Source organism: Paracoccus versutus, assembly GCF_000763885.1.
GTDB lineage: Bacteria > Pseudomonadota > Alphaproteobacteria > Rhodobacterales > Rhodobacteraceae > Paracoccus > Paracoccus versutus.
Genome location: NZ_JRKO01000024.1, coordinates 1 through 13,195, shown reverse-complemented (window position 1 = coordinate 13,195; position 13,195 = coordinate 1). Strand labels below are relative to the sequence as shown.

General features: G+C 69.4%; 5 protein-coding genes. 3 read left to right on the top strand and 2 right to left on the bottom strand.

Going from position 1 to position 13,195, the window contains the following annotated elements:
• On the bottom strand, positions 1 to 1,254 hold the full coding sequence (locus tag IT40_RS12190) for a 3-methyl-2-oxobutanoate dehydrogenase (2-methylpropanoyl-transferring) subunit alpha (protein ID WP_036755262.1): 1,254 nt from the start codon (positions 1,252 to 1,254) through the stop codon (positions 1 to 3).
• Positions 1,255 to 1,453: 199 nt separating this feature from the next.
• Here IT40_RS12190 and IT40_RS12185 point away from each other — a divergent pair, with 199 nt between their 5' ends.
• Positions 1,454 to 1,951: an Lrp/AsnC family transcriptional regulator gene (locus IT40_RS12185; RefSeq protein ID WP_036755259.1), complete on the top strand. Its 498-nt coding sequence runs from the start codon at positions 1,454 to 1,456 to the stop codon at positions 1,949 to 1,951.
• A 66-nt stretch (positions 1,952 to 2,017) separates the two neighbouring features.
• On the opposite strand, the gene IT40_RS12180 is transcribed toward IT40_RS12185, so the two are convergent.
• Positions 2,018 to 10,306 carry a GH36-type glycosyl hydrolase domain-containing protein gene (locus IT40_RS12180; protein WP_244274013.1) on the bottom strand — a complete coding sequence of 2,763 codons (8,289 nt, stop codon included), beginning with the start codon at positions 10,304 to 10,306 and terminating at the stop codon, positions 2,018 to 2,020.
• Positions 10,307 to 10,555: 249 nt separating this feature from the next.
• Between IT40_RS12180 and IT40_RS12175 the strand changes: the two genes are divergently transcribed.
• Both IT40_RS12175 and IT40_RS12170 read left to right on the top strand, forming a co-directional pair.
• Positions 10,556 to 11,911, top strand: coding sequence for an esterase-like activity of phytase family protein (locus tag IT40_RS12175; RefSeq protein ID WP_036755256.1), 1,356 nt, complete (start codon positions 10,556 to 10,558; stop codon positions 11,909 to 11,911).
• Between the two features lie 328 nt (positions 11,912 to 12,239).
• Positions 12,240 to 13,157: a dihydrodipicolinate synthase family protein gene (locus tag IT40_RS12170; RefSeq protein ID WP_036755253.1), complete on the top strand. Its 918-nt coding sequence runs from the start codon at positions 12,240 to 12,242 to the stop codon at positions 13,155 to 13,157.
• Positions 13,158 to 13,195: the final 38 nt, after the last annotated feature.

Sequence of the window (13,195 nt, the reverse complement as noted above, 5' to 3'; positions counted from 1 at the left end):
TCAGAACCCCGCCTCGTGACGTTGCTTCAGAAGATGCGGCGGCATCTCGGCATAGACATCCTCGAACATGTCGGCGGGGCTGGGGTGCTGGCCGTGATGCAGCGTGCCGATGGCCTCGGCGCGCTTCTGCTGTTCGGTGATCTCGGCCAGGATCTCGGCCTCGGCCTGGGCGTGGCGCTCGTCGCTCCAATGGCCAAGCGCGATCAGGTGGTTTTTCAACCGCAGGACCGGGTCGCCCAGCGGCCAGGCCGTGCTTTCCTCGGCCGGGCGATAGGCCGAGGGATCGTCCGAGGTCGAATGCCCGCCGGCGCGATAGGTGACGTATTCGATCAGCGTCGGGCCCAGGTTGCGCCGGGCGCGTTCCGCCGCCCATTTCGCCACCGCCAGCACCGCAAGGTAGTCGTTGCCGTCCACCCGCAGCGAGGGGATGCCGAAGCCATGCCCGCGCGCTGCGAAAGTGCCTGAACCTCCGCGTGCAATCCCCTGGAATGTCGAGATCGCCCATTGGTTGTTCACGATGTTCAGGATCACCGGCGCCTTGTAGGTCGAGGCAAAGACCAGCGCGGCGTGGAAATCGCTTTCCGCCGTCGAGCCGTCGCCGATCCAGGCCGCCGAGATCTTGCGGTCGCCCGAGATGGCCGAGGCCATGGCCCAGCCCACCGCCTGGATGAACTGCGTGGCCAGGTTGCCCGAGATGGTGAAGAAGCCATGCTCGCGCGAGGAATAGCAGACCGGCAATTGCCGGCCGCGCATCGGATCCTCGGCGTTCGAGAAGATCTGGTTCATCATCGCGCTGAGCGGATAGCCGGCGGCGATCAGCAGTCCGGCCTGGCGATAGGTCGGAAAGTTCATGTCGCCCGGCGCAAGCGCGCGCTGGAAGCCACAGGAAATCGCCTCTTCGCCCAGGTGCTGCATGTAGAAGCTGGTCTTTTGCTGGCGCTGCGCGTTCAGCATCCGCGCGTCATAGATGCGCAGCGTCATCATGTGGCGCAGTCCGATCAGCAGGTCGTCGGGGGTGATCTCCAGCGCCTCGGCCCAAGGCCCGACGGCCTGGCCCTCGCGGTTCAGGACGCGGATGATGGTGAATGCCAGGTCGCGGATCTCCTCGGGGTCGACGTCGACCGGCGGGCGGCGCACCGTGCCCGCGCGCGGGATCGCGACATGCGAGAAATCCGGCTGGCCGCCGGGCCGCACCTCTGGCTCGGGCACCACAAGGCCAAGCGGCGGATAGTCATTCGGGTCTGGCCTTTGCATCGGCACCTCCTTTGCCTTGGGGAACGGGCCGGGTTCCGGCCCTGCCGCCGCGGATGACGGGCATCCGGGCGATGCGGCGCTGGCGTTCCACCCCATTCCTCCCAAGGGGATGATGCCACAGATCGCCGCAAAATCTTCTTTCTTTGTTTTCAGCTATCAGCCAAAATGCAAAAGATTCTTCTGATAATAACGGTAAGACATGAGCGGATCTTCTGCAACGCGCCAGCTTGACGCGATCGACCTCAGGATCTTGCGGGCGCTGAGTCGCGACGGGCGGCTGTCCAACAGCCAGCTTGCCGAAAAGGTCGGCCTGTCGCCCAGCCCCTGCTGGCAGCGCACCCGCCGGCTGGAGGCCGAGGGCGTCATCAAGGGCTACAGCGCCCTCCTGGACCAGTCCCGCCTGGGCGCCGCCGAAACCGTCATCATCGAGATCACGCTGGAACGGCACGACGACAAGGTGCTGGAGGAGTTCGGCCGCGCCATGGCCGCCATCCCCGAGGTGCAGGAGGTCTGGCTGACCACCGGCGAATACGACTACCTGCTGAAGGTCGCGGTCAGCGGCACCCGCGGATACGAGGAATTCCTGCGTCGCAAGCTTTACCGGGTGCCGGGGATCCGCAACGCCCGCTCGATCTTCACCCTGCGCTGCCTGAAGGAACGCGGCAGCATCCTGCCGCTGCTGGCCGAGGCGGACTGACGCGGCCGTCCCGGTTGCTGGATCACCGCCTCGACGCGCCATGGCCATGCCGTCCCCCTCCCTCTCTCAGCCGATGCGGATGCGGGGCGTGCCGGTCTGGTCGCGCGTCACTTCGACCTCGTGGCGGCGGTCGCCGATCATCACGCTGGCGCGGAAGCCCGGCCAATGCGAGGGCAGGGCGGGGGCCACCTCCAGCCTTTCGCCGTCCTTGATGCGCAGGCCCAGGATATGCTCGACCGCGACGCGGTGCAGCCAGCCGGCCGAGCCGGTATACCAGGTCCAACCGGCGCGGCCGATCTTTTCCTCGGCGCCATAGACGTCGGCGGCGACGACATAGGGCTCGCCGCGATAGACCTGAAGCGTGGCGGCGTCGCTGGCATGGCTGATCGGGTTGAGCAGCCGGAACACCTGCCAGGCGTCGTCGGCGCGGCCCGCCATGCACAGCGCCTGCACCATCCAGATCGCGGCATGGGTATATTGCCCGCCGTTCTCGCGCACGCCGGGCGGATAGCCCTTGATATAGCCGGGATCCTGCGGCGCATCGGCAAAGGGCGGGGTGAACAGCCGCAGCAGCATGCCGTCCTCGTCCAGCAGATGCTCCAGCGCCGCGTCCAGCGCCGGGTCGCGGCGGTCCTTGCGGCCTGCGCCCGAGATGACCGACCAGCTTTGCGCGATGGAGTCGATGCGGCATTCCTCGGACTGGGCCGAGCCCAGCGGCGTGCCGTCGTCATAGATACCGCGCAGATACCAGCCGCCGTCCCAGCCGTGCCGGTCCAGCGCGCGCGACAGCTTGGCGGCATGGGCGCGCCAGCGCTTTGCCCGCTCGTCCTCGCCCCGCGCCTCGGCCAGGGGGGCCATCATGGCGATGGTCTGGGCCAGGAACCAGCCCATCCAGACCGACTGGCCGCGCCCGGCGGCGCCGACGCGGTTCATGCCGTCGTTCCAGTCGCCGCCCAGGAACAGCGGCAGGCCCTCGGCCCCGGTGCGGGCGATGGCCATTTCCAGCGCCAGCGCGGCATGGTCGTAGAGCGGCGCCATGCGGTCGCTGGTCTCGGGCCGGTAGAAGGCGTCGTGCTCGCCCGGCTCCAGCACGCGGCCCAGGATGAAGGGCCGGGGCTCGTCCAGGATGCTGCGGTCGCCCGTCACCTCGACATAGCGCGCCAGCGCATGGCCCAGCCAGACCACGTCGTCGGCGATCAGGGTGCGCACGCCCGCGCCGGTGCCGGGCAGCCACCAATGCTGCACGTCGCCTTCCGGGAACTGGCGCGAGCCGGCTTCCAGCAACTGGGCGCGGGCCAGCGCCGGGTCATAGACCAGCATGGCCGAGGTGTCCTGCAACTGGTCGCGGAAGCCATAGGCCCCCGAGGCCTGGTAGAAGGCCGAGCGCGCCCGGATCCGGCAGGCGATGGCCTGATAGGGCAGCCAGCGGTTCACCATCAGGTCGAAGGCCGGGTCGGGGGTCTGCACCTGCAAGCGGCCGAAGATATGCTGCCAATGCTCGGTCTGGGCGGTGGCGGCCTGCCGGGCGGTCTCGGTGCGCTCCAGCAGCGGCGGCGCTGCGGCGCCGGGCGCGGCGGCCAGGCGGAAGGTCACGTTCTGGCTTTCGCCCGGCTCGATCTCGATGCGGGTTTCCAGCATCATCACCGGGTCGCCGTCATGGCGATGCACGAAGCGGCGGCTCAGCGTGGCGTCGAACCAGGCCGGCAGGCAGGCGTCGCGGTTGCGGCCCTGCCAGATCAGCCGCGACAGGCAAAGCCCCGTCACCTCGCGGTCCACCGACAGGATCATGCGCTGGCCGGCATAGTCGATGGAATAGGGGTTCTCGCATTCCACCGCCCGCGCCTCGGGCAGGTAGCGCATCTGCAGATAGGGCGCGGTCTTGGCGCGGGCGCCGCCCATCACCGGCTCCAGGAACTGCGCCACGTCCAGCGTCAGCCGCCGCGTGCCGTGGTTGGTCAGCCGCAGCCCGATCACCCGCAGCGGCGCGTCCGGGGTCAGGCTGTGCAGCGCGGTGATCTCCAGCTCGCCCGACCAGGCGGTGAACTCGGAGAAGCCGGCGCCGTGGCGGCATTGGTAAAGCGCCTCGCGCTGGCTCGACAGCGCCGCATAGGGGGTGTGGATCGCGCCGGTGCCCAGGTCGCGGATCAGGATGCCCTCGCCCGGCGGGTTGCTGACCGCATCGTTCGACCAGGGCGTCAGCTGGTGGTCGCGCGAATTGGCCGACCAGGTAAAGCCCGCGCCCTCGGCCGAGATGTGAAAGCCGAAATCGCTGCGGGCGACGACGTTGATCCAGGGGTTCGGCGTCGCCTCGCCATGGCGCAGGCGGATGACGTAATTGCCCTGCGCGTCGAAGCCGCCGGTGCCGTTCCAGAAATGCAGATCCTCGGGCGGGAAGTCGCTGCGCAGCGCGGGGCGCTGCAAGGGCCGGGACGGCGCGCGGGCGATGCCGCGGCGCAGCTCGGCCGCCTCCAGCCGCTGGATCTGCCCGGCCAGGCTGCCGTTCTGGGCGTGGATCACCACGCGCGCCACGGCCAGCAGCGTGTCGCGCGTCTCGGCCGAAAGCCCGTTGGCATCGACGGCAAAGACCGAGGGGCGCGAATGCAGCAGCTGCATGCTGTGGCACAGGTTGTTCAGTGCCTCGTGCAGGTGGGCGGCATAGCTTACGCGCTGTTCGTTCAGGATCACCAGGTCGCATTCGAGGCCGCGCATCCGCAGGTATTCCTGCATGCGGATCGCCTGGCGCGCCACCGGCATCAGGTCGGGGTCGTTGATGCGCAGCACCATGATCGGATTGTCGCCCGAGACCGACATCGGCCACAGCGCCGATTGCTGCCCCATGACATGGCGCACCTGCGAGGCCAGCATCTGGTTGGGATAGACTAGCAGCGCGGCATAGCGGCGGAACAGCGCCGCTTCCTCGGGGGTGATGCTGGCATGGTGCAGCTGCACCTGGCTGCGGGTCCAGGCCATCTGGTGTTCGTTGTCATAGGCGGCCTCGTCGGCCAAGTGCAGATGCGCCTCTTCCAGGGCCTCGCGGCTGGCGGCGGCGACGGTCCAGAAGGTCACGACCGCCTCTTTCCCCGGATCCAGGGTCAGCCGCCGGCTGAGCGAGAAGATCGGGTCCAGCGTATAGCTTTCGCCCGGCACGACATCGGCCAGCAGGCCGGGATCGTCCAGCGCCTGCGGCGCGCGGATCGAACGGCCGCGGCCGATGAACAGCCGCCGGTCGGTGGCCGCGCCGTCGGGCACGCCGGCCCCGGCGCTCAGGTGCATCAGGTGGCGGTCGGGGTCGTGCGGGTTGCGCTTGTTGCGGCGGGCGAAGATGCGGCCGCGATCCGGCTGGGCCTCGGTCGCGACGAACATGCGCGAGAAGGCGCTATGGGCGCGGTCGGCGTCGTTCTGGTCCAGCACGATCTCGCCATAGCTGGTCAGCGCCAGCTGGCGCGGCCGGTCCGACAGGTTGCGCAGCTTGACCCGCGCGCCGCGCGCGTCCAGGTCGTCGGACAGGATCACCTCGGTCTCGCAATGGATGCCCTCGCCCAGGGCGGCGAAATTCGCCTTGTAGTCGAACAGCCGCGTCGCATAGCCGATCTCGGGGTCGAAGCCGGGCGCGGCGGTGGCCGACCACCAGCGCCCCGAGGCGAGGTCGCGGATGAACAGGAACTCGCCCCAGACATCGGCCGCCGGGTCGGGCCGCCAGCGGGTGATGGCGGTGCCGTCCATGCGCAGCCGTCCCGCGCCGCTGGCATCGAGCAGCATCGACAGCCGCCCGTTCGACATGACCGCGACGGTATGGGGCGCGGCGGCGGCATCGGCCACCTCGACGATCTCGGTCTGGCCCAGTTCGGACGGGCCGGGCAGGCGGCGGCGCACCGTCTCGCGCAACAGCGGCGAGACCTCGCGCGGGGTCTTTTGCTGCAAGAGCGTCGAGACGCTTTCGATCACCGGGTCGGCATTGAAGCGGTTGCGGTGCAGCCCGTCCATCAAGCAATTGGCGATGGCGATCAGGCTCATGCCCTGGTGATGCGCCATCACGCTGCGCACCACGGCGCATCGGTGCCCCTGCGGCAGCCGCGAGGGGGTGAAGTCCACCGCGTCGAAAAAGCCGTATTCGCCGCGCGCGCCCAGGTCCGCCAGCCGGCGCAGGTTCTTCAGCGCGCTGCGCGGGCGGAAGCCGGCGGCGATGAAGCTGGCATAGGGCGCGACCACCTGGTCGTCGCGCAGCCAGCGCCGCAGCGCCAGCTCCGACACCCCGAAGGCGTAATACTGATAGTTCATCTGCGCGTCGCGGGCGTTATAGGCGCTTTCCGACACGCCCCAGGGCCGGCCTGCGCGCCAGCCGTCGCGGATCTGCGCCTCGACCGCCACGTCGCAGGAACTGTGCAGGATCGAGCCGGGTGGCTCGTCCATCACCAGGGGCGCCATCAGGTATTCGAACATCGAGCCCGACCAGCTGACCAGCGTCGAGCCATAGGGCATCACTGTCATCGGCCGGCCGAGCCGGTTCCAGTGCTCGGTCGGCAGGTCGCCCTTGGCGATGGCGAAAAGCGAGGCGAGCCGCGCCTCGGAGGCCAGCAGGTCGTAGAAGGACTGGTCCGGCGCGCCCTCGACGCAATTGTAGCCGATGGCGAGCAGCTGGCGCTCGGGGTCCAGCAGGAAGGCGAAATCCATCTCGAAGGCGAAGGCGCGGGCGCGTTCGGCCAGAGCCGCCATGCGCCGGGCCGCGACGGCGACCTCCTCGGGGTCGATGCGGCCCAGCCCCTCCATCTTGTCGCAGGTCGAGACCAGCCGGCTCGTCCACCAGTCCAGCTCGCGCGCGGCGGCGGTGGGGATCTCGGTGACGAGGCCCTGGATCAGCACCTGCAGGTTGGCGGCGGCGCGGGCGTGGCTTTGCACATGCAGGGGCGCCAGGTGCGGCGCCTGGGCGCTGGCCATGCTGTGCCACAGGGCGGTGATGCGTTCCTCGATGCGGTCGCGCAGCGGGTTGAGGCTGCGCCGCTCGCGCGGGATGGCCGCATGCAGGCGGCGCATCAGCGACAGGATGTCCACCGCCCCCGACAGTTCCGGCAACAGGTAGAGCGCCGGGTTGCGCGCCCATTCCTTGAGCGTCGAGGACAGGGTGATCAGATGCCCGGCCAGGTTGCCGCTGTCCACCGCCGAGACATAGCGCGTGCCCAGGGGTTGCAGGCTGTCGGTCGCATACCAGTTGTAGAGATGGCCGCGATGCCGCTCCAGCCGCTCGATGGTGGTCAGCGTGGCCTCGATCCGGTCCAGCGCCTCGCCCAGGGTGATCCAGCGGAACTCGTGCGCGGTAACGGTCGAAAGCAGGTAAAGCCCGATATTGGTGGGCGAGGTGCGCTCGGCCAGCTTGGGCTGCGGCTGGTCCTGGTAATTGTCGGGCGGCAGGTGGTTGGTGCGGGCATCGACGAAGGTTTCGAAAAAGCGCCAGACCAGCCGCGCCTCGGCCCGCCATTCCAGCCGCTCCTCGGCGGTCAGGGGGCGGGCGCCCTCATGCTCGATCGGGCGGGCGCTGACCCAGGCGATCAGCGGCGCGCCCAGCCACAGCACGCCCAGCACCAGCGCCGGCGCCAGGTTCTCGGGGCGCAGCAGCGCCGCCAGCGCGACGAAGCCAAGTGCCAGCGCCAGCCCGCCGCGCATCAGCAGGAAATGGCCGGGCAGCGTCTCGTGCGCGCGGCGGGCCACGGCGTCGGCGGTGGTCCATTCCAGCAGGTGCCGCCGCGATACATAGACCCGGCACAGGCTGCGCACTATCGCATCGACCATGCTGAAGGCCATCTGCGGCAAAAGCGTCAGCCGCATCATGAAGGCGGTGATCTGGTCCATCAGCTCGTTGCCGATGACCAGCATGTGCCGCAGCCGCGCCACGCCGGACTGGCGCGGCATCAGCCCCATCAGCCAGCCCAGCAGCTGCGACAGCCCGACCGAGACGCCCAGCAGGCCCAGCCAGAACAGCGCATCGGCATGGGGCAGGCCGATCACCGCCACCAGCCCCGCCAGCATCAGCGAGACCGGCAAGAGGCTGCGGCGCAGGTTGTCCACGATGCGGAACCGCGCCAGCGCATCCAGCCCGTTGCGCAGGTCCAGCAGATAGGGCAGCAACTGCCAGTCCCCGCGCGCCCAGCGGTGCTGGCGCGCCAGGTCCACGTCGAAGCGCTTGGGATATTCCTCGATGAAGTTCACGTCGGTCGCCAGGGCCGCGCGCAGCCAGGCGCCCTCGATCAGGTCGTGGCTGAGGACCGAGTTCTCGCGGATGCCGTCCTGGGCGGCGGTGGCGAAGGCATCGACGTCGTAGATGCCCTTGCCGGTATAGGTGCCCTGGCCGAACAGATCCTGGTAAAGGTCCGAGACGGTGAAGACATAGGGGTCGAGCCCCTTGTCCTGCGACAGGATGCGCTGGAAGGGCGAGGTCTGGCTGCCGTGCTTCAAGAGCGAGGTGACGCGCGGCTGGATCAGCCCGTGGCCGCGCACGATGCGCTGCCGCGCCGGGTCGTAGACCGGGCGGTTGACCGGATGCGCCATCATGCCGACCAGCATCCGCACCGTGTCGCGCGGCATCCGCGTGTCGGCGTCCAGCGTCACCACATAGCGGATGCCCTCGGGCGGGCGCGGGCCGGTATCGACGAAGCTGGTGTCGGGGCTGCCGCGCAAGAGCGCGTTCAGCTCGACCAGCTTGCCGCGCTTGCGCTCCCAGCCCATCCAGACGCCCTCGGCCTCGTTCCATTGCCGGCGCCGGTGCAGCAGGTAGAAGCGCCGCCCGGTATGGGCATATTTCTCGGCCAGCGCGGCGATGCCCTGGCGGGCATAGGCCAGCAGCTCGGCGTCGCGCGGCGTCGTCTCCTCGGCCGCGTCGGTGAAATCCGTGAGCAGCGCGAAGCTGAGCGCCGGGTCGGGATTCGCAAGGTAATGCACCTCGAGATTGCTCAGCAGGTCGTCGATGGTGTCGAGACTGGTCAGCAGGCAGGGGATCGCGACCAGCGTGGCATGGTCGGGCGGGATCCCGTCCTTGAACCCATAGGCGGGCAGCTGCGCCGGCGCGATCAGCCGGCTGGCGACGAAGCGCAGGAGCGCCAGCCCCGCATCGAGGAAGGCCGCCAGCGACAGCACGATCAGCGTGGCGGCCAGGAAGCCGCCGGTCTGCGCCGGCACATAGGTCAGGCACAGCGCCACGGCCAGCAGCATCAGGGCCGCCAGCGGCAGGATCAGGCTGAGGATGCCGTGGCGGCGTGCCAGCCGCGCCAGCCGCTCGCGCCAGACCGGGCGATAGCCGCAATCTGCCTCGAAGCGCGGCGCGTCGTCGCCCAGCAGCACGACCGAGACCGGGATGTCCCGCCGCCCGGCCGCCGCCAGCGCGCGCTCGGCCACCTCGGGCTCGGCCAGGGCGGAATGGCGGGCGATCATCTCGATGCGGTTGCGGATCGCGTTGCGGGTCTGGGGGGCGAGGCGCTGGTGGTCGGGATCCTCGCGCAGGATCGCCTCGGTGCGGCTGGTGGCCTCGAACCATTCGCGCCAGTTGATTTCGTCCAGGCGCTTCAGCGCGCGGATGATATGGGCGGCGGTGACGTTGTTCGCGGTCTGGCGGGTCTGCTCGCCGGCCATCACCTGCTCGGCGGTGCGGCCCTGCGCGGCAAGCCGGCGGGCAAGCTGTTCTGTGATGGCATGGGTGCGGTCCAGGCCGGCATGGACGCGATAGATCACCTGCGCCACGAAGGCCGCGTTCTGCAAGGCCGGGCCGGGCACCGCCTGGTCGAAATCCGCCGGGCCCGGCTCGTCCATGGCCATCAGCCGGTCCATGGCGGCATTGGCCTCGCGCCGGCCGCGGCGCGCGCGCTCGGTCTCGTCGCTCAGCCGCAGCATGCGCAGCAAAAGCGCATAGCGCAGCATCGAGGGCAGCGACCACAGCTCGCCGATGGTCAGCCAGTCCACCTGCTGCGCCCCGGCGATGAAATCGGCAAAGCTGCGCTCGCGCAGGTCGCCGTCGGTCATCGCGGCATAGTCCCAGGCCAGGGCCAGCACCCGCGGGATCGGCTCGGCCACCGGCTGGAACGGCCCGCGCGGCAGCGAGCGCAGGAAGGCCGGGCTGAGGTCGCGGGTCAGGTGGCGATAGGTCTCGGCGATGGTGTGGTAGTTGTCCAGCAGCCAGCGCGTCGCGGTGGTGATATGTTCGCTTTCGGCATCGGCCCTCAGCGCGGCCTGATACAGCAGGCGCTGGTCCCGCGCCGCCTGCCCCAGCTCGAAGCGCGCGGCGCGGGGGTCGAAGCCGGGGATTTGCAGCCGCTGCTGCTCCAGGACCGCGCGCCCGGCCGCCTCGAAGACCGAGGCCGCGGTGGCCCCCATTCCGCCGCCCTCCGGGTTTCCGACACCGGCCCCGTCTGCCTGCATGTTCCGTCTCCGTCCCGTCGCTTCCCGCTAAGGAAGGGCCTGGGCGGCGGCAGGGTTCCCAAAAACCTGCACGCATCGCCCCGCGACACGGCATTGCCCGCCATCCGGGCAGGGCGGCATCACGGATCTGACACCGAGCTGCCGCATCGCTGTCACCTGCCCAGCCTAAAGCCACCACATCGCGACGACAAAGGATTTCGAACCATGCGCCTTGGCCTTGCCCTGCTTGCCTGCACCATCGCCGCCCCCCTTGCCCCCGCCGCCCTGGCCGAAGAGGTCTTTCCGGCCCGGCTGGCGGGCCATGCGGTCCTGCCCGCCCTGACCATGGTCCCGCCGCCGGCGGATGCCCCGCGCGAGCTGTGGCTGTCGGGCCGCTTTACCGGCGCGGCGCGCAACGACGCGCCGATGTCGGTCGAGGGCGATACCGGCCCGACCTATGGCAGCCACAAGACCGGCATCGCGCTGCCCTTCCTGGGCCAGCCGGTGCAGGGCATGTCGGGTTTCGCCATGAACCGGGCCCCGGACGGCAGCTGGTTTTCCCTGACCGACAACGGCTTCGGCACCAAGGCCAACAGCCCCGATGCCATGCTGTTCTTTCACCGCATGCAGCCGGATTTCGCCGCCGGCACGGTCGAGCGGCTGGAGACCGTGTTCCTGCGCGACCCCGACCGCAAGGTGCCCTTCCGCATCGCCAACGAGACGACCGAGGGCCGCTATCTGACCGGCGCCGATTTCGACCCCGAAAGCATCCAGTATCTGGACGGCGAGATCTGGATCGGCGACGAGTTCGGTCCCTCGATCCTGCGCGTGGCCATGGACGGGCGGGTGCTGTCCGTCCACCGGACCCTGCTGGAGGGCAAGGCGCTGGCCGGCCCCGACACGCCCGGCGTCACCGTGCCCGCCCAGCCCGGCAAGGATTTCCGCGTCCAGCGCTCGGGCGGCTACGAGGGCATGGCGCTGCAACCGGGCACCGGCCTGCTTTGGGCGATGCTGGAAAAGCCGCTGCTGGGCGACGACGGCCAGCCCGAGGGCGATTTCCTGCGGGTGATGAGCTTCGACACCGGCAAGGCCGACTGGACCGGCGACAGCCATCGCTTCAGGCTGTCCGAGGGCGCGACGGCGATCGGCGACTTCAACTTCATCGACGAGACCCGCGCCCTGGTGATCGAGCGCGACAATGGCGAAGGCGACGCCGCCCGCGCCTGCCCCGAGGGCGCGGCGGACCTGTCGGCCTGCTATCCGCTGCCCGCGCGGGTCAAGCGGGTGGTGCTGGTCGATACCGCCAGCCAGGATGCCGAGGGCTATCTGCGCCGCATCGGCCATGTCGACCTGCTGGACATCGCCGACCCGGACGGCAAGGCGCTGCCGGGCCTTGCGGCCGGGGAGGGGCGTTTCACCTTCCCCTTCTTCACCGTCGAGGACGTGGCGCGGGTCGATGACGACCACATCATGCTGGCCAACGACAACAACCTGCCCTTCTCGGGCGGGCGGCGGATCGGCGCGGCGGCGGATAACGAATTCATCCTGCTGTCGGTGCCGGAACTGCTGGCGGCGAAATAGCCGCGCCGCGCCGGCGGCTTGGACAGGTTCACGCCGGGAAGCCTTGCAGCCGTTCGGGCGCAGCAGGACCAGGCGATCGCGTGCCGGGATGCCGGCCGCCGATCCTGAACGGGCGGGCAGGGACCATGGCCATGCATTCGGCTGTTATCTTATCGGCCTCTTGGCCGCGGCGCTCTTTATCTGTCGATGGCGGGAATCCGATAGCGCGGCGGGGCGGCGGATGACGTAGTTTTTCTAATGCCTCACGCCTGAACATTCTCCTTTGCGGCGGGACGGCCGGCTGCCCTACCACTAGGTGGACAAAAGCCCGCGCAGAGGAGGCCGCGACATGACACCCCGCCTGGTTCTTGAAGGCATTTACACGCCTGTGATCACGCCGTTCCAGGGGGATGGCTCGATTGATTTCGACGCTTTGGGCGATCTGGTCGAGCGGTTGGTGGCTGCGGGGGTGCACGGGTTGATCTCGGGCGGCTCGACCGGCGAGAACTATGCCGAGACGGTCGATGAGCGGCTGGAGCTGGCCCGCTTCATCACCGAGCGCGCCGACGGCCGGCTGCCGGTCATCGTCGGCACCGGCGCCATGCGCACCCCCGATTCCATCGCGCTGGCCCAGGGCGCGCGCGAGATGGGGGCGGATGCGATCCTGCTCGGCACGCCGCCCTATTCGGTGCCGACCGAGGCCGAGAACGCCGCCAACGCGCTGGAAATCGACCGCGCCGCCGGCCTGCCGGTGATCCTCTACAACTACCCCGGCCGCATGGGCGTCAGCATGGGGCGCGCGTTCCTGGATATCGTCGGCCAGTCGCCGAACGTCATCGGCATCAAGGAAAGCTCGGGCGACGTGAACCGCATCCACACGCTGGCCTGCGACTATCCGCAGATCCAGCTGAGCTGCGGCATGGACGACCAGGCGCTGGAATTCTTCGCCTGGGGGGCGCGCAGCTGGATCTGCGCCGGCTCGAACTTCCTGCCCGAGGAGCATGTGGCGCTTTACGAAGCCTGCGCCGTGCGCGGCGATTTCGCCCAGGGCCGGCGCATCATGACGGCGATGATGCCGCTGATGGCGGTGCTGGAACAGGGCGGCAAGTTCATCCAATGCGTCAAGCACGGGGTCGAGACCACCGGCCTGCGCGCCGGGCCGATGCGCCCGCCGCTGCAGGGGCTGAACGACGGCGAAAAGGCCGAGCTGGAAGGCGTCATCGCCACGCTGAAGACCGCCGTCCAGGCCATCGTGGAAGGGAAGTGAGATGACCGATCTGCTGAGCACCGAGGATTACAGGGCCA